Source organism: Paraburkholderia sp. 35.1 (assembly GCF_050436525.1).
In the GTDB taxonomy this organism is placed as follows: domain Bacteria; phylum Pseudomonadota; class Gammaproteobacteria; order Burkholderiales; family Burkholderiaceae; genus Paraburkholderia; species Paraburkholderia tuberum.
The window spans coordinates 57,195-79,417 of sequence record NZ_JBNDMJ010000002.1; the positions used below are offsets into that span (position 1 = coordinate 57,195).

Consider the following 22,223-nt stretch of genomic DNA (forward strand, 5'->3'; position numbering starts at 1 on the left):
TATGGTTGCGATTGTCTGCAGTGGAACGCGCTATGGCTGCGGTTCAATTGATGACTTGCGCCACTGCGGGAGCCGGGCGCAACCAGTCGCATTTCGCCTATGTCAACAATGAAGGAGAATCAGTGATGGTCAGTCATTTGCGTTGGGGCGTGATGGGCACTGCCGATATCGCGCGCACTCAGGTGATCCCTGCTATTCAAACGTCCGTCAACGGGTCCGTTGTGGCACTCGCGAGCCGCGACCCTGCAAAAGCCCGCGACTACACACAGGCCTTGGGCATACCGCGAGTAGTGGAGAGCTACGACGCGTTGCTGGCCGATGTCGGCGTCGATGCGATCTATATCCCGCTTCCCAACAGCATGCATGCCGAATGGGCAATGCGCGCGGCCGAGGCAGGGAAAGCGGTTCTGTGTGAGAAACCGCTCGCGACGACCGCGAAGATGGCAGAAATGGTTTCCGACGCCTTCTCGCGTCACGGCGTGGCACTGATGGAAGGCTTCATGTATCGGTTTCATCCGCAACACCGGCGCGTGCACGAGCTTATTGCGCAAGGTGCGATAGGCCAGGTCCGCGAGGTTCGCGCACATCTGTCCGTAAATCTGATGAATCCGCCCGACCCCGCCAACGTTCGGTTGCAGCCTGCGCTTGGAGGCGGCGCGCTGCTGGATATGGGGTGCTATGCGGTCAACATCGCGCGGATGATATTTGCATGCGAACCCACGCATGCGAGCGCGATCTGGATCGTCGACCCGCATTTCGATGTGGACATTGCAACGACGGGCATTCTCGAATTCCCGAATGGTTTCTCTGCTTCGGTCAGTTGCTCGTTCATGGCAGGTGGTCAGGGAACTTACACCGTGATCGGCACCGAGGGTTCGATTGAAGTGCCGCGTGCAATTCTCCCAGGAATGGGTACCCGCGTCCCTCAGGCCCTGGTCGTTCTGGTCGACGCGGACGGAAATCGACGGGAAGAGGTATTTCCTCCAGTCAATCAGTACTGCCTGATGATTGAGGCGTTTGCATCTGCAGTATTGACTAAGCGGACAATGCCATTCACGACGGGTGACGCGGTCGCCAACGCCAGAGTGCTTGATGCGCTGGCGTCGGCTGCACGAACGCATCAACGCGTCAATGTATCGTAATGGCGTGCAACCGTCCCGCGAAGTGAAGCACCAGCGCAGCTTGTCAACGCCGGATATCAGCACACGTCGGGTGGCCTTTTGCGTTTCGGATTGTGCGTGTATGCCCTTGATGATCTGCTTGAGATACCTCACTCTCATTGATATATGCAACCAGTCCAGAACAGGTGCAGGAGAAAAAACGGCAAGCGACAGGCGATTGAGTGGAGGCATTTGGCACCATCGGTTATGACCGACGGTTTCGTTGATCGCTTCCGGTTGTGGCCTTCACGAGGGTGGTGAGCCGGTCCACGATATCCCGCAACCTCTTTCTCACGAACGCGAATACGCGCGACGTCTGCCCTTTGGCGCTCAAGCGGCCCGTTAAAACCCCAAAGCTAGAACATTCAGATTTGCGTCTCCCTCTAACGAATCCCCCGTCGATGCTCAGGGTCCACTCCGTCTCTTCCTTTGGGGCGCGACACGCAGCTGGCTGAACCGCTTCAATGCGCGCGCCGACGCGCAGCGCCCTGTTCCGCACGGTCACATGGTTCAATGTCTTCCGGACGGGCAGGAATTCGCGCAGCATAGTAACCACCTGCCGGTACGGCATCTGTGCCGAAAATGGGCGCATCGGGGGCCTTATTGATAGCGACTTTCGACGAAAAATGCGACGGGAACCGCGCTATGAAGATAAGTTTTCCTATCTCAACAGCAGCATTTTGGCGCATAACCTGGGCGATGCGATCCGCGTCAGAGAGATGGTGACGCGGCCGGGTCGATACGGACCAGTCATACTTGCACCGTGCCGCAGTCACGCAGCGTCATTAATATGTACTCCATATCGATCGACGCTTAACGGACGATGTTGGTCTGCTCTTCACCCTGCAGCATCCCCTATCTCCGTTCCTCTCCGGTCACTGGTCGGCATCGGATCTGCGCTCATGTGAGCATTCCTACCGCTCGAGCATCACTTTTCGACGGCTTTCGCTCGCGGCAATGCGTTCATCGAACTCCCGCTCAAGATCACCGCGTAGCGGTCCTTGGGGCCTTTGCCCTGCTCGATGCGCAGGGTCATGCGCTGGCTGTCAATGTCGCTCACCTTCCGCGCCACCACTTCGCTCGCGCGCAATCCGGCGCCATAGGCGACCGACAGCGCGGTCTGGTGCTTGAGGTTGCCGGCGGCTGCGATCAGCCGCCGCACCTCGTCGGGGCTGCGTACCACCGGGAGCTTGCGGGGCACACGAACCGGACGCATCCGGGCCATCAGTTCAGGGTGAACGTGCGTGTGATTTTGTTCCACCTCGGGACGATATGCTTCCAATTCTGCGAAACGATAATTCGTGGATGCCGCCCATTGCCACGTCAGCGCAGTGTCATCCAACAAGAAATCAACGAATCGCCCACGACCGGAAAGGTCTTGCTTGCATGAGTCAATAATCCGGCTGCTCGATTGATTCAACTGTTGTGATCGAACCATCTTCGCGAACCGCTCCCAGCGACGCCTGCCAGTCTCGGATAGAACGCCAGACCGCTCAACCATCCGGCCTATGGCGGTACAACTGTTTTTATCTGCCAATATTCGAGCGGCCTTTAGCCATAATCTCATACGAAGATAAAATAGATAGTCTTCACGCGATAGCGTCAAAGGCGCATTTCGATAACGAGGCAACTGCAAGAAGTAACCGGAAGAATCGCTAGCGTGAACCGGCACGAATGCGTGCTCGGTTCTTAAGCTTGAGTTCGATCTCATCACGCTTGATCCCTTTGATTATCCACGGACCTACTCCGTCCAGCATCGAAACTTGAACACATTTCATAGAGCCTTTGGAGGCCCAACCTTTGTCAGGTGAGCCGCACTATCGACCCAACTAAGAAAGCCGCGTCGTAGAGATACCCTTAGCAAGCCACCCCATTTTTCTTGCATGTTAAAACGATCCAGCAAAGCAACACAAGGCAACGAAAAGACTGATCACTTGATCGTCGAAATGTCAAGGCTAGATTGTTAGTTCACAAGAGCCTGGAATTTGAATCTTGCGTGGCTTATACATCGCCTAATAGTCGCCGACGTGGAGTATCTTCCGAACGAAACGGTGCGCAGTCTCTACAAGAAGGGGTTACCCCACAAGAACGCCTTGCAAAGTCAAGAAATTCATTCAGTCGCGACGACCAAGGAGATTGTGCTTTGCAAACACTTGCGTCTAGTTTTCCAAAGCACCGCTGAAAAGTACGCCAACCGGGAAGACAAAATTGAGGATCGAACTACCGGTTACACTCGCGCCGATCTCCGTTTGGAGGCAAAACGAGAAGCAGTGGATGGAGAGTTGCCGCGTTGGAACTGCGAAGCGGTACACGGATGACGAGCGGCGAAGGGCCCTGATGGAATGGGGTACACCCGCCGCTGGGGTCGATTACATAGTTCAATCATTACGAGACGCACCTACGAGAAAATTCTCCGGTACCGGTGGAAACGTCATATCTCGTTACACGTCAAAGAAGATGGGGAATCGGATTGCGACCGAAAGCAGACGGGTCGAATTTCCCGCAGTGTTGAAGGCTGATTTCGATGGGTTCACCCGTGAATTTTGCTGTCAGCCGGCTCCGGTGGCTATCTCAAGGATCGTCCGCCGCACCTCAAAGCACGATAGCAAAGTAACTGAATACCGGCAGGACATCCCGTATACCCCAGATCTCCTCCGCTTGACTGACTACGGACCATTCGTAGAGGAATGGAAAACTGAACTCGAACTAACAAGTCTGGCAAAAAAACAGCCCGATCGCTTCTTCAAACGTGATGGAACATGGCACTGCCCTGAACGAGAGACATACTTTAAGTTGCTCGGCATCACCTTTTGCCTCCGCTCTTCTGCTGAACATGATGACCTTTTTGCAACCAATCTCGAGCACCTCTCTGCATACCTGACTGATGACTCACGTCCGGTTTCCGACGAATGCTTATCCGCTATTGAATCGCTACTTGAGAAACGTAGTGGGGCCATGAGTCTTGCGGCGTTGAATCATGCGGCTTATGAAGACGATATCCCCTGGAATGAGAACATTGATTTTGAAACACCTCCTGGCCGATTCCGCATCGACGACGTTTGGAAAGCTATCGCTGATCAGCGAGTATTTGTCGATCTGGAGTACGACGACCTCTCCGATGCCTACACGACCGTTATCTGCTCGACGCGAGAACAATTACAACTGGTCAAATGGCGCCGTCCCCCACCTCACGCCGTTTCGACTCATTTCGTGCTGACCGTCGATATTGGAACCGAGTTCATATTCAATGGTCGCGCGGATGTTTACACGGTCACGGCACTACCAGAAGGCCGCGTCCTTTACCGGAACTCAGCGTCAAATGTATTCGAGGAATTATCAGAGCAGCAGTTCCAGTCTCTCATGTACTCCGGAGACGTGAAACTGCTTTCAACGCAAAAAACCACTGAAGAACTGCTGGCGGAGAACCGGCCCATAAGTGACCAGAGGATCAATGCGGCGAATCGGAAATTCGAGTTATTAAGAACACTCGAAGAAGTCGACGTCCCTTATGTGCAGACGAAACGGACTATCCAGCGCTGGCGGAAGAAGATGCGAGAGGCGGGAGACTCCCGCCCGGCCCAGAAGCTCAATTTGATTCCGGGGCGCCCTGGAGGCCGAGGTCAACAAATTCCAAATAGCGTCCTCGACGCAATCAAGGAGATAGCAACCGGTGGAAACAATCCAACGAATCCTCTTGCGTCGAATAGCTTCGAGGCGTTCAAGAAACTTTGCAAGGAACGTGGCCTAAGACCTTGCTCCCGGAATACGTTCTATAAACGATCTGCAGAATTCCGTGATCAACGAGCGAGAGAGGGCCCGCGCCGCGCCTACAACGACGAACCGGCCGTATGGTACCTGCACCGCCACGACAAGATTCATGGAGGACGACCATTCCACAGGGTCCACATCGACCACACTAAGGTCGACGTCGTCGTGAAGACACGAGGAATAGGCGGTCGTTTATATAAACTACGCGCTTGGCTTACGATTGTTATGGACGCAGAGTCGCGAGCCGTCTTGGCATTCTATCTTGCGGCTCATCCACCCAGTACGGTCAGTTGCATGATGGCCATACGTATGATGGTCGCGCGACACAAGCGTGTACCGGATTTTATCATTTGTGACAACGGCAAGGAATTTCATTCGAAGGCCTTTGATCGGTTCTGCGATCTCAACGACATCACCATCGATTACCGACCAGCGCATCAGTCACGATTCGGCGCCGTTCTTGAGCGCCTATTTGGTGTCGTCAACACCGAATTTCTTCACAATCTAAGAGGCAACACGAAGGCCACCGCACACGTACGGACACTGACACGCTCCGTAGATCCAATGAACGCCGACCATCTGTCCTTTGTCGAGTTGCACGGCCTTCTAGATTACTTCTTCTTTGTGGAATACAACCGGGAGACGATCCACCCGGCCCATGACCATACGCCAGAACAATATATGCATAAGCGATTCATCGAAACCGGCAGGCGCCTAACCCGATTGAGACCATACGACACCCAATTCATGCTGCAAACGTTGATTCCGGCGAGTAGAGACGGTAGCCGTCAAGTTAACCCACAAATGGGAGTGCTCATTGGGCCGATTTGGTATTGGGCGGATGAATTAGCGGCGGCACGTTATAAAAAAACGAAAATTAAAGTGTATATCGATATGTGGGATGTCAGTGTCGTGTACGCGATCATAAAAGATAAGTGGGTAAGATGTGTCTCGCGCCTGCTGCTTAAATATCGCAACCTCACCTCTATCGAATTGCGTTATGCCCTTTATGAAGTCCGCCTGCGGTTGAAGTCTTCTCCGAACCAGAATTTTGAGTCGGTGCTCGACGATGTCTTTGCTGATGATATTCTTCCGCCCGCAGCGGATGCAACGGCGACTACACGAATGCTCTACGGGCCAGCTGGCCTGACCACCGTACTCCCCCCAGAAGAGCGTGATCCTCACGATGTAGAAACCAATCCTGCTAACTCGGATAATTCTAAGGATATCGAAGTTAATAAGTATCCGTCACCGAATCGATTCAAAATCGACTATTCGCAGCTTGAAATAGTGAAACCAATCCGATAGGAGATGTCGATATGCTTCGTTGGTACGTTCCCCACTGCCCTACCTGTCACGTCTCAACCAACTTTGACTCGTTCTTGACCTCTCATCGAATTCCCGCCTCCGTCGCCGTCACGGTTCGATGGGCCCGCGAACGGACGGGGACGATCCATAGCGTTCGTTTCTTCGTCCATCCAGAACGAGGAAGATCTCTCTGATGCTAAGGCGCATATGGGACCATATGCTGCGCCAGGAAGGCCAAATATCAGTGCAACTCTGGAACATCATGTTGACCTGATGAATACGAGCATGAAACAAACAAAGGTTCTCAAAAATTATCAAATTATCTTAACTTCCAAAGTTGGAGAATTCGATGATCACCAGAGAGCAAGCCATCGCAGTCTCACCTGAAGACAAAGAGAACTATAGGAAAAATCTTGCCGTTCCTCACAGAAATCAGAACACGGTTTTGGCTCAGGTTCAATCGCTTATGGAGCCAGACGCCGGTCTTACCATTGTTTTGGTCGTCGGCCCACCGGGAGTTGGAAAGTCGTCGCTTGGTAGAATACTATTAAGGAATCTGCTTCAAGACTACGCTTATTTAATACAGGAGGATCCCGCAATCATCCCAGCAGTGTTGGTCGAAGTAGATTCTCCGGATAAAAAGTACGAGATAGATATCAGTCTTTTTTTTGCCAGAATCTGCACAGCGCTGCTGTCTCCTAGCGTCTTGGATGGCTTCGGCATGCCGCAAGATCTCCAGACGCCAACAGACCATGTACACAAGAGCCGGATTCTGCTTGAAAGAGCCATCGACGGGCGAAAACTCCACCATCTGATACTTGATGAGGTGATTCACTTTCTGCATTCGTCTACTCCACCAATCCACTATGGAAATCTCTTAAAATCCCTGTCGAATCGATCCAGTTTTAATCTGGCATTACTTGGACCGTACGGGAGCGAAGAACTAGTCCCCGCCTCCGGACAACTAGCTCGTCGGATCGCTGTTGTGGAATACCCACGGTACAAGGATTGCGACCAAGATTTTAGGCAATATGCGACGTTCATCAAATCCGTGGCCGCTGTCATGCCATATCGCTTTGAAATTGACTTAGAGAATGATATCGAATATCTGTTTGATGGAAACTTCGGAATACCCGGTAATTCCGTCGATGTGATCTTCAAATCCGCCAGGCTTTGCTCGAAAGACAAAATCCCAAGATGGAACAGAACTCATCTTCTTAAATCAATGCCGTCGCTTAAAGCACAACGTGTAATAGCGAAGGAGACATTACGCGGCGAAGAGCAGATTCAACCGTATCTCCAGACCGAATTCATCAAGGCTTACGCCACAGAAGCAGATATACGCAGCGAGTTAGAAAAAGAGCAGAATGAGCGGCATAAACTTAATCGGTGATCCGTTTGATGACGACGTCGATCCCGCTGGTGAGCATACCCAGCGGGTGGCCTGATGACACCCCGCCGCGGTCAGCTTGTTTTAGTTTGACGCCTGAAGGAGAGACTGGAGCGAGCTATGAACATCTGGCTAGTTACTTTCGCAGATTGAGTGCCGCTCACGGTATAACTCCAACATCCTTTGCCCTCCGAGCGGTTGGACCTCTATTTCACGACCGGAATGTGGGCACGCTATGCATCCGTCACGAGGCGTACTGTATGAATGGCGTCGGTAAAATGGCGGCCGCCTGGGTCGACGCACTCGAGAAACTTACGCTGCGCACCGACTTAACCCTGAGGACGTTGCTTCCACTACGAACTCTCGTCCCTCGTTACAATCTTCTTAAAAAAAAGGCGCGATTCTGCGCGTCTTGCTACAGCGATGACGAGGCAGTAGGTCGGCAAAAGTACGACCGCTTGCTGTGGTGCATTCAGTTAGTCGAAGCCTGTCCCCTCCATAACACCCTTCTCAAAGAGGTACCCGAGACGACAGCGCCCACGCGGTACACCTTTGGACTTCCAGGATTATCTCGTCTCGATGGCTCCAGTCTCGCAAATCGCAAGACTAGAATGGCTAGCGCAGAGCAAATCCGATCGGCGTGCTTGATCGCGGAATTATTGGATGACATCCATCAACGCCCCGAAGTGTTCGCACACGGCGGTTTGACCGGAAAATTTTTGCAACATGCCGCAAACACACTTTTCGGCGGGGACGTGCCCAAACTAGCTAACCATCTCGACGTTCAGGCGGGAAATATTGCTAACTGGTTTTCTGGCACACGACCATCACTTCCACATTTGGCAAATATCGCGATCCGTTGTGGCTGCAACATTTCTGATGTACTGCTTGGAAATGACGCAAAATTGAGAGAGATGCATGCAAGCTCGGACTCTAGAGCAAAAGTAAAGCGTCGACCGAGATTCGGCAAATTTCAATCTTCTGAACACCTGCTAGCAGAGTTGGAGCATCTCGACAAGTCGGGCGAGGTGAAGAATCTCAGTCAAGTTTGCAGGCTTCTCGATGTGAGCGAGAGTTGTATCCGCAAGCTGGCGCCAGATTTTGCAGCGCAACTAGTGAAAAGAGGACGGGAGGCTAGACATAAAGAGAAGATCGAAGGCCAAAAGGCTCGTTTCAACGCTTACTGGCAGTTCTTCCAAGAGTTATGCAGAGAGAACGAATGGCCAACAGGAAAAAGAGTTGCGACGCGAATGGCTCAGCGTACCGGAAGGAAGATCAACGCCTTTGAAGCTTCCACGTTCCACGCAAGGGCAATGCGGCTGGCAAAGCTATCGAATCTTACGCCTCGATAGAAATGCTAACGAAATATGTCGATGAAAAATTCGGGACATACCGAAGCCAACCAATTCGTGTCGTAAACGACATTAATTGGTGAACTCTATAGGAAGATATCGGAATGCCCGGGAAGGCCTATGGGGCGGAAGGCAGCCGATTCCAACAGTTGCCCGCAAAGCGCCGCCAGGTTTGACTCCCACTCTGCCCGACTACCACATACCCATCATCCTACCCATACTTCACGGCGACATGCCCAGAGCGGCATCTAAGCTGGTCTCCACCGCATCAGCTGGCACCACCCACTCTCATGAGTGCGTCGGTCGACCACGCGACGCGCGACCGGTCCGTGCCCGCGACAAGGTCACCGGGCCCGCCCACCTTGAAATCCATTCTCCGCTCGACTTCTTCGCGTTTCGTGTTTCGTTATGCTGATAGCATGCGCCATCAATCGCCTGAATGAAAATATCCCCACTCGATCGTCAATCGGGGACCAGGATCCTTGTGGAGACGGCCTTTCCACCCGGTCGGATAGCGACGATGCCGTCAGCGATACCGAAAAATCCGGTCGGCAGTTACCAGCTCTGGACAGACTGCGTTGGAGAATCAACATGCGCTCTCGTCGAAACATCACGAACAGCGGACGTTTGAGTACGACTTCTGCTCGTATACCGTCATCGATACCGTCAGGCACTTTCCAACGCGATCCGGGTAGGGCTTGAGGAAGCCATGAACTTAACCGTGGCCGCGACTCCGACCAGAAATCATGCAGTGCGTGCTGCAACCACGGTGAACGAAACGCAGTTGCTGCTCGGCAGAAAGATGCTGCGCAGCTGCGCCCGACAAGTGTCTCAAGCCTCAACCGGCGCGATCCAAGTCCATGTCGGGGCGCAATCGTACATCGACATTCTCATATCCCTCCATTTATCCCTCCATCTGCCACACGACCATCGCGAAGCACCCAACCGGGAACCTCGCGCGATTCGCACAACCGATCAACTATGCTAGCACGCGTCTGGCTGTGTTCTTCGGCCCATTTTAGATAGCCGACCCAGCGCGACATCCAGGTCGCCTTTCAAGGTGTAACGACCGTTCGTCGAAGCGCATTGGGAGACCGGAATTCGGCCTGAGCCGTCATTCGAGCATCGGTGCCGGTCAGACGGGTATGGGGCGCTTTCCTGTCGTTCACAGGTCGGTGGTCGCGAATGACTCGTCCCGCGGAAAGCGAATGAGTACTTGCGACCCGGAACGGCCAGTCACGTTTGCCGGAAGCGGACCCTCATGAAGGTGGTAGTGTGCGCTTTTTGTGACCGGAGCTTAGAGGCAATTGGTCGGGTACTCGGGAGATGCCCGACACTCGTTACGATGGAGCAACCAGCTGGCTTCGCGCGTTACTCCGAGTGGGATGTCGCCCGGGCAATGGCACGCCGCACCGCTGGCCTCATGGCTAGTTCATCGAGCGTGATGAAGAATTCGAAGCCCTTGTCGTTCTCTCGTGTCACCAGAAATCCAAGCTTGCGATGGAAAGCGATAGACAAACGGTTGGTCCTATAGACATGGCTTCGTAGCTCGCCGATCCCTCGTTCGGTCGCCAGAGTCGCGATTTCCCCGAACAATTCATTTATCACCGTGTACGTTCGATGCAAGGGATGCGTACCAAAAGCGCCAACGAACCAGCACGCTTCTGCTTCCGGTCGAAGCATTGCATAAGCCGCGGGTTTGCCGTCCCGTCGCACGGAGCACACCTCACTTCACTAATTTCTAAGGACTCGCACAGTTTCGCCCGGTGCTCGTATACGTCGAAGGCGTCGCCAGCTCGCTCAGTGTGCTCACGTAATGTAGGTACATCAAGCGCGAGAAGTTCATCAACAGAAGGGGACATAGGGGGAAATCAGGATGATGGCGTGGCATGCTGTAAGAGTATTCGGATAAAAAATATCGCCAGTTCATGTTGACTCACTGGTTGATCGCTTCTAGCCGGACCCGGATCTCGCCCCGCGGCTATCTTGGCTCGCGCGGCGTCACCACCTAGAGGTCACGTTTCATATAACGAACCCATCCGATCCGTCCTGTGTCGCGCAGCCCAAGGTCCGACCAACCGGCTTTGGACTATGAGCGCAGGCCGGGCTCGTTTCCTTCGTCGACCGAGAGCGTGATGCAGCTCGTTTCAGGCCAGGCCGGGAGACGACGCGGCACGCGTTCGTGTCCCGGCCGGCATACCGGAAACGGTTGGTCGGCGGGAGGACGGGAATTAGAACCGGTGCTGGATACCCAGCATCACCCCGGTCTGGTTCACGCCCGGTGCGACCGTGCCGCCGGCCGCCACGGAAACCGCGCCCGTCTGGCTGTTCACCATGTAGCCCGCCAGCGCGTACACGAATGTGCGCTTCGAAAGCAGATAGTTCGCCCGCGCCGCGACCAGCGTTCCGTTCGAGATCCCATGCGCAATGTAGTGCGATACCTGGGCATCAAGCGACCACTGAGGCGCTGGCAGATAGTTGATCCCCCCGAAATACAGATCGGAACGCATCGATGCGGCCGCAGCGTCGACGATACGATGAACCCAGCCCACCCCCAGCCTGGCTTGCGCGAACCGGTAGTAAGCGTCGACCACCGTATGCGTATCGGTGAAGGCGCTGCTCGTGAGCGGCGCGGACGCTCCCTTTCCACCACGCATCTGGTCGTAGGATCCCGCGAAGCCATAATTGGTGCCCTCGTATGCGAGCATGCCGGTGAACTGCTTGCAGGCCAGATAGTCACCCGGCACCTGGCCGCCGCAATTGGTCGCCGGCGGACCGGCGGGCCCGGCTGCGTCACGGCCGAAGCTGTAGGTCGCGCCAACCGTCAGTCCAACAAATTTCCCGGTGTAGGAGATCGAGTTGTCGCTTCTCGCATTGGCCAGATATGGATCGAAGTTAGCGAACGAGTGCAGCGATGGCCCGATGATGTCGGCGTAAGCCAGCGCGTAGTAGGTCATATTGAACTGGCGGCCGAGCAGCACAGTACCGTATGACGAGCTCAGCCCGACGTCTGCTGTACGGCCCATCAACCGTCCCCCGTATCCGAGTGCGCCGGTGCCGGGGGCAAAACCGCTCTCGAGGGTGAACACCGCCTTGAGCCCGCCCCCGAGATCTTCGCTTCCACGCAAGCCGAAGCGGGACGGTACTTCGCCGGTGATCGATGGCACACCGACAGACGAACCGCCGCCTGCTGCGTGGTTGTAATAAGCCACGCCCGTATCAACTATGCCGTACAACGTCACGCTGCTTTGAGCGTATGCTGTGGCCGCCACCAGGGTCAAGCCCGCCAATCCATACTTTTTCATAGGTCTCCTCCAGCGTTTGATAAAAACTGGATAAAGCGGAATTGCCCGATCAAACTTTTAATGCTGGCAAATCCGCGCGCATGTGTAGAGACGCCCGAAACTTCTCATCCGTCTCGCACACGCTCTTTAATTTGACGATTCCATGACGTCGAGCAGGATCTTGCCCGCGACGTCGCCCCGTTCCAGGGCCTCGTGCGCGGCGCTCGCCTGCTTCAGCGGAAAACGTTGCATGATCATCGGTTTGATCGTGGTGCCGATCAGAGGCCATACCTGCGCGTACAGCCAGCGTGCGATGCCGGCTTTCTCGTCGTCCGGCAGCGGCCTCAGCAAGGAACCCGTCACCACTGCCTCCTTGCGCATCAGTTCACGCAGCGGGAAGGACAGTTCGGCATTTCCACCTGGCGACAGATGCACCACGCGGCCCCGGCGGGCGAGCGCCTCGACGTTCTGGCGACCGTAAGCTGCACCCGCCAGGTCGAGGATGACGTCCACACCTTTGCCCCCAGTAACTGCCTGCACGGCTTCCGCGAAGACGACTGTCCGGTAATTGAACGCCTTCACCGCGCCGAGCGCCTCCGCAAGCGCGCACTTTTCGTCGGTCCCGCATGTCGCATAAACTGCGTGGCCTCGTGCCGTCAGGACCTGGGTCGCCAGACTACCAACGCCGCTCGTACCGCCGTGGATCAGGACGGACTCGCCGGGAGCGAGCTTCGCCACGTTGAAGAAGTTGTGTACGGTTGTGAACAGAGCTTCCGGCAGCGAAGCGGCATCGCGCAACGAGATCGCCGGCGGAATGGGCAGTACCTGTCCGGCGTCGGCAATTGCATACTCCGCATAGCCGCCGCCATTGACGAGAGCGCATACCTCATCGCCGGTCCTGACGTGTGTGACGTTCTGACCGATGCGCACTATGACACCGGAGACTTCGAGTCCCGGGATAGGGCTATGAACGTTGTCGGGACCCCGGCGACGCTGATTGACATCGTGGCGATTCACGCCGGCCGATACGACACGGATCAGAACGTCCGTCGGGCCACACTCCGGGACCGGCAATTCGACTGGAACCAGAACTTCGGGGCCGCCGGCAGCGGTAATGCGGATGCCGACCTGGTGCTTCGGAATGGCTTCGAACTGATTATCTTGCATTTTAATTAGGAATACGAAGTTGTAAATAAACGTACCTAGCCACGAATGGCGCTCTGGAATATTCGGGTAACCAGCCGCCCGAATGGAGGGATGAATCAGGGAATCCAATTACGCGATTGCAAAGCGGATTTCCTCTGGCCTAGCAGAAGGCCTCGCTGATACAGGTCACGTCCGTCTTCATGTCGACATCGAACTCATCCCCCGTACTTATCGGCAGCTCCGTGCATGCCGGCATCGGGTACCTGCGCGGCGCGCGCCTGATCCAGAAGCAGCACGAACACGGCGGCAGCCCCCAGCACTCCGCCGAACACGCGATACAACGTCGACGGTGTCCATCCGACGGACAGCATGTAGCCGGTCCAGATTGGGACGACGACGGAGATGGCACGTCCGAATCCGATCATCAGACCAACTGCCGTACCTCGCACGATCGCAGGATAGATGGGCGGACTGATCGCATAGAAAGCACAGACGCCGCCGCTCGCGCTGGCGCCGACCAGCATGGAAAGCGGAATGGCCAGTGCGACATCCCTGAAATACGTGGCATACAAGGTATACACGACGGCGCCGCCGGTCAGAACCAGTGCGGTCACAATCACCGGACGGATCCTGAGCGACAGGGCAGCGAACAGCAGCGACCCGATCACACCGCCGATCATGATGAGCATCCCAACACGCACGCCGTACGCTGGGCTTCCGCTCGCGTCCGCGACCAGCTTCGCGGTCCAGGCATTAGCGAAATAAAAAGCGGAGATGAGTCCCGCGTAGCCTAGCCAAAGGCACGCGGTGCGGCGCAGCATGCCCCCCCCGAAAATCATATTCACCGCGACCGCGAGAGCCGGTCCATCGTTTTTGCGGCAAGCCTCAGGAAGGACCGTGGATTGGGGGTAGCCGAGTCGGGCAGCAATCTTGTTGTACTTCTCGAGCGCGCGCTTTGGGCGACGCTCAATCAGGTATTCGGCCGACTCCGGCAACATCGGGATTACAACGGCAGTCATCGCCAGGGTCAGCAGCGCGCCGAATGCGAGCGGCCCACGCCATCCGTAGCTCGCGACGAGCGGCTCCACGACGCTTCCGGCGAGCGCGGAGCCCAGCGGCAGGCCGATGCCATATAGGCCCATCACGACGCCACGACGCTTGTCGGAGCTGTACTCCGAAACAAGAACATTGATACTGGCGATCAGGCCGCCGATGAACAGACCGGCAAACGCCCGCATAGCGACGAGTTCCCGGAAATTCTCGCTTCGGGCGGACAACAGCATACCGACAGTAACCAGCACGAGGCACAGCAGGATATGAGCCCGTCGCCCGATCCGGTCTGCCAGCGGGGAGATGATTGCCGCGCCAATCGCCATTCCCAACACGCTCGCGCTAAGTAGATAGCCGACTTCAACGTGGCTCAGCTTCCACGCCTTCGCCAGATGCGGCATGACGAATGGCAGCACGATGATCTCGTAACCGTCGATCATCGTGAGCAGAATACAGATGACAAACACGACGATCTGTTGCCATTGCATCGGCCGGCTCTTTATCGCTTCACGGATATCCATAAAGTTGTCTCCTGATGTTTTTTTGACGCGTTTGGTGATTTGCACGTACGTACAATCATCTCTTGTAATGTAATTTTCCTGCCTTGCAATCACTACTTCCTGCTCGCTCGACACCGCCGGTGCGCCGTACTTCGACCGAGCCGAAGATTGCACACCGGCCAAGCCTCATTCAGCGCGGATGGGGTTCCGGAGTACGCCGAGTTTGCTCACTTCCACCTCGACGATGTCGCCGTTCTTCATGAAGACCGGCGGGTTGCGCTTGGCGCCGACACCACCCGGCGTGCCGGTCACGATCACGTCGCCCGGTTTGAGCGTGATGAAGCTGGAGCAGTAAGCGATCAGCGTCGGGATCGAGAAGATCAGCATGTCCGTTGTCGCATGCTGCATGACCTGGCCATTGAGGCGCGTCTCGAGCGTCAGCGCTTCGGTCTCGCCGATCTCATCGGACGTGACGAGCATCGGTCCGAATGCACCGGTCGCCTCGAAGTTCTTGCCCGGACCCCATTGCGACGTATGCATCTGCCAGTCACGAATGCTGCCGTCGTTGTAGCACGCGAAGCCGGCGATATGCTCGTACGCCTTGTCTTCGGAGATGCGGCGGCCGCCCTTGCCGAGCACAACGGCGATCTCGCCTTCATAGTCGAGGCGATCGGATTCCGGCGGCAGGAGGATCGCTTGCTCATGGCCGAGTTGCGATTCAGCAACCCGCATGAAGATGGTCGGACGCTCAGTGCGTTCCCGCTTGGTTTCCTGCACATGCTCGTCGTAGTTGAGTCCAGCACACAGGATCTTGGTCGGATCAGCGACGACCGGGCGATAGGCATTGATGTCCGACAGCGCGAAGTCTGTGTCTGACCTGGCGCCCAGATCCTTCAGCGCATCGATGCCGACCTGACGCAGTGCTGCGCCCAGGTCCGTCAGGTTCAGGCGCGCGCCGATGTCGGTCACGCCCTGCTCGGTGACTGTGCCAAAACTGTCCGCGTTGTTTCGGGAAAAGCTGATGAACTTCATGCGTAAATCTCCAGGTTCAATACTTGGTAAAAGTGACGCCTGTGGCGCGACTCAACACAGCCGCCGCGCCTACGGTTAACGATTGACCCATCAGGACACCGAGGCCGGCTCTTTTCGTGCGTCGAGAGTCCGACCGAGACCATCGACGAGCGCCAGCAACTGCGGCAGGTCCGAGGCCGTACCAAACACGTAGCGGTCCGGCCGAATCACGATTGCCGCTGCGTCGAACTCCTTCAGGCAGTCCATCGCTTCGGCGTTTCCGTCATCGATCACGGAGAGCGGATATGACATCCGCTCGCGCAGCGCTTTGGCAGACGCTGTATCCAGCAGGCCCGGCTTGGCGAGGATGGCGAACGTCTGACCGGCGATCACGTCGAGGCGCTGTCCACCCGCAAGCATCGGCTGAGGCGCCACGATGCCGCTGGCCGCCTGCGCCCCACGCAGATCGCTCTCGCCCAGGCGCGGACTCAGACTGCGCAGCATCCGCGGCGCGACAGCCAGCGCCCGGTCACGTTCGGCGACCTCTTCCGGATGCCGCGCCTGAATGATGCGACCGAGTTCCACGGCCAGCTTGATGTACTCGGTCGCATGCGGCGCGCGCTCGTCCTGGTATGTATCGAGCAGTGTGGCGGCAGTCCCGTAGCGGCACACTGCCGCGAGCTTCCACGCGAGGTTCGCGGAATCGCGAATGCCGGCACACAGGCCCTGACCGAGGAAGGGCGGCGTCTGGTGCGCGGAATCGCCCACCAGAATCAGCCTGCCGCGGCGCCAGCGTTGCGCGACCAGCGCATGGAACGTGTACACCGCCGCACGTTCGAGCTCGGCATCGTCGGGGGTCATCCAGCGCTCGATCAGCGACCAGACCGTTTCCGGCCGTGCCATTTCGGCAGCGTCTTCGCCGGGGTGCAGCATGATTTCGAAGCGACGGCGATCGCCAATGCCGCGCACGTAAGTAGCGGGCCGGGCGGGATCACAAAACTGGACGCTGTGATCGCCCAGCACGGACCAGGGACGTTTCAGCACCGCGTCAAAGACCAGCCAGCGTTCATGGAGCCCCAGATCGGTCATTTCGCTGTCCATCAGTCGGCGCACCAGCGAGCGGGCGCCGTCGGCCCCCACCACATAGGCCGCCTCGATGGTCTTGAGCTTGCCGCAGGTGAGGTCCTCGTATTTGACCTGGATATGGCTGGCCGACTCTTCGATTGCGTACACCTCACTGCGCAATTGCACCGACACGCTTCGCTGCTCCGCCAGTCGCGCGCGCAGGATGCGCTCGAGGTCCGGTTGATGGAAGCGATAGCTCGAATGCCAGCCCTGCGCGCCAACTTCCTGTGGCCGCGGCCAATCCACCAGCAGTTGACCGCTGGCGTTGACAAACTTCATGCCCGGCGAAATGTGGCAAGACGCGGCGACTTCGTGCGCAACGCCAATCGCGTCAAATACACGCATGCATTCCGCATCGAAATGAACCGCGCGAGGCAGTGTGTACGGGGCCGACTCTCGCTCCAATACCGCCACTGTCAATCCGTACATCGCCAGCAAGTTGGCCAATGTTGCGCCCACGGGGCCCAGCCCGATGACTGCGACGTCATACATGTCTATCGTCTCCAGTTTTATGACTATCTGATTGTGATAAATATATGTACAAATAACTTGCACGTCAACTGTATTTTTGGCAAATTATCACAATACGATTTTCCAAGGAGACGACAATGAATAAGGGACTGAGCTTCAGCCATGTCGGGATGTACGTCAGGGACTTACCCACGATGACGCAGTTCTACACAGACCTACTGGACTTCACGATCACTGACGCCGGCGAACTTGTCGGGCCGAACGGTCCAGTCGAGCTGGTATTCCTAAGCCGTGACCCGAAGGAGCATCACCAGATCGTGCTTGCCACCGGCCGCCCCGAACACGTGTCGTTCAACGTGATCAACCAGATTTCGCTGCGGGCCGACAGTCTCGCCATGCTGAGGGAATTATTTGGGCGTCTCGCCGAAGGCGGTGCAACCGACATCCAGCCCACCACTCACGGCAACGCTGTGTCGGTGTATGCACGCGACCCCGAAGGCAATCGACTCGAGTTGTTCGTGGACACGCCGTGGTACGTCAGCCAGCCGACGAAGGTGCCGGTGGATATGTCGCTCCCTGAAGACGTGCTGATGAAGGAAGTCGAGAACCATGCTCGTTCGCTGCCCGGATTTGAGCCACGAGAGGCGTGGCAGGCACGGATGGCTAAGAAGATGGGGATTGCCTGACAGACGTATGCGGGTGGGAGCAAGTGGCCTTCGCTACAATAGCGGCTACTCCCGCCCCACTTTCGTTCAAAACGCTGCGATGTCAAGCTCGTCCAAAATGCTGTCAATTCTCGATCTTTTCTCGATCGAGAAACCGGTGTGGTCACTGGAGACAATCTGCACCGTGATCGGCTGCTCGACGCCGACGGCTTATCGCTATCTGCGTGAGCTGGCCGACGCCGGATTGCTTGCCCGGCTCGGCAATGGCAGCTACACGTTGGGACCGAGGGTCATGACCCTGGATTACCAGTTGCGTACGGTTGACCCGTTTTTTTCCATCGGGCATTCGCTGATGCGCGAACTGTCGGAACAGACTGGCTGCGATTGCGTCATGACCAGGATGTTTGACGACAAAATTGTTGATACCCACCGGGAGAGTTCGAATGGGGAGCTCGATCTCGCGTACGGCAGGGGCCGCCCCCGGCCGCTATTTCTCGGGGCCGCCCCCAAAGTGATTCTGGCGACGCTACCGCGGGCGCGGCTCAAACGATTGTTCGAAAAATACGCAGCCGAAACTCGTGCCACAGGCATGGGCGATACGTTCGAGGACTTCTGGCACGGCCTGCAGCGCATACGCAAGGCAGGTTATTACATCTCGCGGGGTGAGCTGGAGGCACAAATGGCGTCGATCGGCGTGCCGCTGTTTTCCAGTGACCCGCAGGCGAGTGCTGCGCTTGCTCTGGTTACATCGCTGCAACGTTTCGAATTCATGGATCATGGCAAGCTGCTTAAGCAGCTGACCGGGGCTGCGCAGCGCATTGCAACCGCGGTCGCGGATCACTCAATAAGCGCGCAGTGACGTCGGTGCCGGGCCTTGGGCGACCAAGGGGCAACCACTACGAAGAGACTATATGCAAGAACACTTTCAGCAAGCCGTCGAAGCAATCGAACGCGTCCGTTGCGAGGCAACTCTGGGGGACGATTGGGCAACGCTTGAGCAAATATTCTCCAACGAGCTTGCCTTCATTCATTCCCCCGGCTACGTGCACGACAAGGCTGGCTACCTCGATTTCCTAAGGACTCGGGTCAAAACCCTGCGGATCTCGCGTCCCGCACCGCCCACCTGCAAGATCATGAGCGACGGCGTCCTGGTCTTCGGCGCGATCGACCAGCAGATCGAGCGTCGCGCCGATGGCAGCATCGTCAACGTGAGCGGCTGGACGACTCAACTCTGGTCGCCCGACGAGAAGTCGTGGAAACTGGTCCACCAGCATTCGACGAGGCGTTCGGAATAGGATTTACAGGGCGATGTCAGAAACCAACGCCGACACCAACACCCACACCACCGCCGAAGCTTCCGCCGCCAACGCCCACGCCGATGCTGGTACTAGGCGCGTAGTAGCCGGGGCCATATCCATACCCAGGATAGCTGGAATCGTACGGCTGGGCGGCAACGCATCCCGCGACGCCAGCCGCTAAGGCCAATATGCCGAAAAGCCTCATCATGAGCGGTCTCCCGTGCATGAATCAGGCAGCAAGATTTGGTCCGCCAGATCGGAGGAAGCTTAATGAGGCGAGATTCGCCTTAACATCAGCGATGTACTTCGCAAACTCGGGGCCCGGGCTCTGGAAACTCGTCACGATCTGTGCCTCGAGCAACTGTGCGCTCGCCGAGGTTGTCATGCGACCAGTGTCGCCGGCGATCTCGGCCTAAGAGTACTCGATCCCGTACGACTGGCCCTCTCCGCTTATCGGAAAACTGCACGTCGACACCGACCGGCTGCTCTTGGCCGTGTGCTGCCAGCATCCGCCTGTTCGAAGCGGGCCATTGGGATGCGGGAACGGCTGCTGGCAAGCGGTTAGCGATTAGCGAAAAAGTAGCCCTCCATACCTCTCATCGAGGCGAACAAGGCGTTACTCTGACTCATTCACATAGATTTTGTACTCTTTGCCTCGATCATCAACGGCAGCCATGAATTTTTGACCACTTACGGGCCAGTGAAACTCAAGCTGGACGAGCGAACTAAGCTCGACATTTTCAGACAATAAGTGGCGCTCGAGACCCGAGCGGTAGCTCTTGATTGAGATCAAAATTCGTTCGGTTGCTTTTTCCGCCGGGCTAAAGATGCCGCTCGGCCAATCGATCTCAATGTCGATCTGCTGTCGATGAATCAACTCGAGGTCGTCGATCACGTATCCGTCGGCAGAATTCATCAGGCTTGTGAAGCTAGCGCCGAAATTGTGGATCGCCGAGTGAATGTTTTTATATCGCATTGGCGCTGCCCTTTACGCTTTCGATAAAACCTGGTTCCTGGAATTGTCATCGATTTGACGACGGTCGTCGAACGACCCGTTGTGGCCGGTTGCCGAAGTTCATAGTTATCCGCCGCGCTACTGCGGCGACTACGGCGCGAACATTCGGCACCCGACCCGGAATTGACATTCGGTGATACGGGAAGCGGCCGTTCAAGGTATCGAGTTCGGCTGCTCCTGTCCATAATCCACTGTAGAGCTGTCGATCCATGTCGCTGTCAATCTAACTGCTGTTTTCCCCTTGGCAAGGAAGTTGCGGCGAACTTGTCCCGGCAGTCGTTCGCATGGAATTTGGAAAAAACTCCCGGCGCGGGCACGCGATCAGTCATTGGACCAAGGTCCTATACAACATTTATTTCGCCGTGTATAGGGTGGAGGCTGCCAGCTTTCCACCGGCAGACCAATCACGCAGGCACAACATCTGGAGTTCGTCATGAAAAACACGATTGCGGCTGTGATGACCGCTTCCCTCGCACTGGTATCTCTTCCCGACGTCTGGGCGCAAGGCAACTCAGGAGCGAGCCCGGCGACAGCCGCTGAACATCCGGATGAGATCGTGAGAATGCACCAGCAGGTTGCTGCGGCGAATCGCGAATACAACAGGGAAGTTGCGGCTGCGAAAAAGGTCTATGACGGCAAGAAAGCGGAAGCCAAAAAGAAGCGCGACGCTGCGGTTGAAGTCGCCCACAACGGCATGGGCCAGTAAGCCGTATCCGCAACGACGCCTTGGTGGACTGCGACGCTGCTCGCCGATGGGTGAGTCCTGGTGGGACTGGCGGATTGGGCAGCACCGGCTTTTATCGTCGGCCGAGCTATACGATCCGTCAACGGGAACCTGGGCCCAGACCGGCAGCATGAATTAGGCGCGCGACCGTAGCATTCGTTTCATTCTTGATCGGAGGACCCTTGTGTTTCATGTCAATGCCTTCACGCGCTTAAGCGACAGCAAATCGAGTGCCTAGCTTCGCCAGCGTAGACAACATTGTACGATGGCGCCAATCGAGCCAAGCGGGTTGTTAGAGATGCCGTCGATGCTGCCGGTGATCGTGCCGGCGTTGGTAATGGTGCCAATGTTGACGCCGTTAAAAACGACGTTCAGGCCGGTGATGATGCCTTCTGTTCGGTATTCGGTAAGACGCACGGAGTGGTCTGCGACCTGTGCGCCAGACTCTTTAACGATCCCGCTCATGGCTGCTCTGTCCAATCGCCTCTTTTTCAGCACGGCGCGCACGCTTCGTGCTCTCGCCTGTTGCATGGTGCTCTTCGGACTCTATCTGGGGGCGACGAATCTCGTGTTCCTTGAGCACGATCGCGGCTCGTTTCTCATGTACCGTGCCGGCCAGCTGGGCCTGGTGTCGGCGCAGTATGCTGCGGACCATCCGCTCTGCATCGTCCGGTTTACCCAGCGCTCGAATGGCGAGTGGGAATATCGCGTCCACCGCCCTCTGCTCGGATACGCGGCCATCCCGGGGCTGGTGTCCCACCACACCCGGCAGAACCTTGGGCGGCTGTGCGACACGCGCGACCCCCGGGGCAATTTCGGTTGTGAGCATCACTGAGGGATAAACGGAAACGGGCGCGCATCGCCCGTAATCGGGGATCCTGACTGCGCTGACGGCGGTCAACGACATCACCAGCCTGATAGATCGCCGGGGCGACTTTACAGAACTTCCAGGGCTA

At 56.6% G+C, this 22,223-nt stretch carries 18 protein-coding genes and 2 pseudogenes; 10 read left to right on the forward strand and 10 right to left on the reverse strand.

Going from position 1 to position 22,223, the window contains the following annotated elements:
- The first annotated feature begins 32 nt into the window (after positions 1-32).
- Positions 33-1,142 carry a Gfo/Idh/MocA family protein gene (locus OKW27_RS06120; protein ID WP_429332905.1) on the forward strand — a complete coding sequence of 370 codons (1,110 nt, stop codon included), beginning with the start codon at positions 33-35 and terminating at the stop codon, positions 1,140-1,142.
- 24 nt (positions 1,143-1,166) lie between these two features.
- Here the strand turns inward: OKW27_RS06120 and OKW27_RS06125 are convergent.
- Positions 1,167-1,740: pseudogene (locus OKW27_RS06125) on the reverse strand (ISKra4-like element ISBte2 family transposase); the annotation flags it as partial.
- A gap of 402 nt (positions 1,741-2,142) precedes the next feature.
- A pseudogene (locus tag OKW27_RS06130) lies at positions 2,143-2,394 on the reverse strand (tyrosine-type recombinase/integrase); the annotation flags it as partial.
- A gap of 1,271 nt (positions 2,395-3,665) precedes the next feature.
- Between OKW27_RS06130 and OKW27_RS06135 the strand changes: the two are divergent.
- The 3 genes from OKW27_RS06135 (at position 3,666) to OKW27_RS06145 (ending at position 8,978) form a co-directional block, all read left to right on the forward strand.
- Positions 3,666-6,236 carry a DDE-type integrase/transposase/recombinase gene (locus tag OKW27_RS06135; protein ID WP_429332906.1) on the forward strand — a complete coding sequence of 857 codons (2,571 nt, stop codon included), beginning with the start codon at positions 3,666-3,668 and terminating at the stop codon, positions 6,234-6,236.
- Positions 6,237-6,585: 349 nt separating this feature from the next.
- Positions 6,586-7,629 carry an ATP-binding protein gene (locus tag OKW27_RS06140; protein ID WP_429332907.1) on the forward strand — a complete coding sequence of 348 codons (1,044 nt, stop codon included), beginning with the start codon at positions 6,586-6,588 and terminating at the stop codon, positions 7,627-7,629.
- An 8-nt stretch (positions 7,630-7,637) separates the two neighbouring features.
- Positions 7,638-8,978 (forward strand): TniQ family protein, encoded by a 1,341-nt coding sequence (locus OKW27_RS06145; RefSeq protein ID WP_429332908.1) that lies wholly within the window; start codon positions 7,638-7,640, stop codon positions 8,976-8,978.
- Positions 8,979-10,349: 1,371 nt separating this feature from the next.
- On the opposite strand, the gene OKW27_RS06150 is transcribed toward OKW27_RS06145, so the two are convergent.
- From OKW27_RS06150 to OKW27_RS06175, 6 genes are all read right to left on the reverse strand, one after another.
- Complete coding sequence (locus OKW27_RS06150; RefSeq protein WP_241991386.1) at positions 10,350-10,661, reverse strand: GNAT family N-acetyltransferase; 312 nt, start codon at positions 10,659-10,661, stop codon at positions 10,350-10,352.
- 548 nt (positions 10,662-11,209) lie between these two features.
- On the reverse strand, positions 11,210-12,283 hold the full coding sequence (locus OKW27_RS06155) for a porin (protein ID WP_121319818.1): 1,074 nt from the start codon (positions 12,281-12,283) through the stop codon (positions 11,210-11,212).
- A gap of 126 nt (positions 12,284-12,409) precedes the next feature.
- Positions 12,410-13,537, reverse strand: coding sequence for an NAD(P)H-quinone oxidoreductase (locus tag OKW27_RS06160; protein ID WP_429332909.1), 1,128 nt, complete (start codon positions 13,535-13,537; stop codon positions 12,410-12,412).
- An 86-nt stretch (positions 13,538-13,623) separates the two neighbouring features.
- On the reverse strand, positions 13,624-14,979 hold the full coding sequence (locus OKW27_RS06165; RefSeq protein ID WP_429332910.1) for an MFS transporter: 1,356 nt from the start codon (positions 14,977-14,979) through the stop codon (positions 13,624-13,626).
- 165 nt (positions 14,980-15,144) lie between these two features.
- The gene (locus OKW27_RS06170) at positions 15,145-15,990 is read right to left on the reverse strand and encodes a fumarylacetoacetate hydrolase family protein (RefSeq protein WP_429332911.1); all 846 of its coding nucleotides are present in this window, start codon (positions 15,988-15,990) and stop codon (positions 15,145-15,147) included.
- 90 nt (positions 15,991-16,080) lie between these two features.
- Entirely contained in the window at positions 16,081-17,586 is a 1,506-nt protein-coding gene (locus tag OKW27_RS06175) for a bifunctional 3-(3-hydroxy-phenyl)propionate/3-hydroxycinnamic acid hydroxylase (RefSeq protein WP_429332912.1), read from the reverse strand.
- 116 nt (positions 17,587-17,702) lie between these two features.
- On the opposite strand from OKW27_RS06175, the gene OKW27_RS06180 reads away from it, so the two are divergent.
- The 3 genes from OKW27_RS06180 to OKW27_RS06190 all read left to right on the forward strand — a co-directional run bounded on the left by OKW27_RS06180 (position 17,703) and on the right by OKW27_RS06190 (position 19,525).
- Entirely contained in the window at positions 17,703-18,251 is a 549-nt protein-coding gene (locus OKW27_RS06180) for a VOC family protein (RefSeq protein ID WP_429332913.1), read from the forward strand.
- A 97-nt stretch (positions 18,252-18,348) separates the two neighbouring features.
- Positions 18,349-19,089, forward strand: coding sequence for an IclR family transcriptional regulator (locus tag OKW27_RS06185; protein ID WP_429332914.1), 741 nt, complete (start codon positions 18,349-18,351; stop codon positions 19,087-19,089).
- A 52-nt stretch (positions 19,090-19,141) separates the two neighbouring features.
- Positions 19,142-19,525 (forward strand): nuclear transport factor 2 family protein, encoded by a 384-nt coding sequence (locus tag OKW27_RS06190; RefSeq protein WP_121319832.1) that lies wholly within the window; start codon positions 19,142-19,144, stop codon positions 19,523-19,525.
- A 619-nt stretch (positions 19,526-20,144) separates the two neighbouring features.
- Here the strand turns inward: OKW27_RS06190 and OKW27_RS06195 are convergent.
- Complete coding sequence (locus OKW27_RS06195) at positions 20,145-20,423, reverse strand: hypothetical protein (protein WP_429332915.1); 279 nt, start codon at positions 20,421-20,423, stop codon at positions 20,145-20,147.
- A gap of 553 nt (positions 20,424-20,976) precedes the next feature.
- Here OKW27_RS06195 and OKW27_RS06200 point away from each other — a divergent pair.
- Together OKW27_RS06200 and OKW27_RS06205 are read left to right on the forward strand one after the other, a co-directional pair.
- Positions 20,977-21,249 (forward strand): hypothetical protein, encoded by a 273-nt coding sequence (locus OKW27_RS06200; protein WP_429332916.1) that lies wholly within the window; start codon positions 20,977-20,979, stop codon positions 21,247-21,249.
- 46 nt (positions 21,250-21,295) lie between these two features.
- Entirely contained in the window at positions 21,296-21,406 is a 111-nt protein-coding gene (locus OKW27_RS06205) for a hypothetical protein (RefSeq protein ID WP_429332917.1), read from the forward strand.
- A gap of 95 nt (positions 21,407-21,501) precedes the next feature.
- On the opposite strand, the gene OKW27_RS06210 is transcribed toward OKW27_RS06205, so the two are convergent.
- Positions 21,502-21,732, reverse strand: coding sequence for a hypothetical protein (locus tag OKW27_RS06210; RefSeq protein WP_429332918.1), 231 nt, complete (start codon positions 21,730-21,732; stop codon positions 21,502-21,504).
- Between OKW27_RS06210 and OKW27_RS06215 the strand changes: the two genes are divergently transcribed.
- Positions 21,731-22,102, forward strand: coding sequence for a hypothetical protein (locus tag OKW27_RS06215; protein WP_429332919.1), 372 nt, complete (start codon positions 21,731-21,733; stop codon positions 22,100-22,102). The genes OKW27_RS06210 and OKW27_RS06215 overlap by 2 nt on opposite strands.
- The last annotated feature ends 121 nt before the right edge of the window (positions 22,103-22,223 follow it).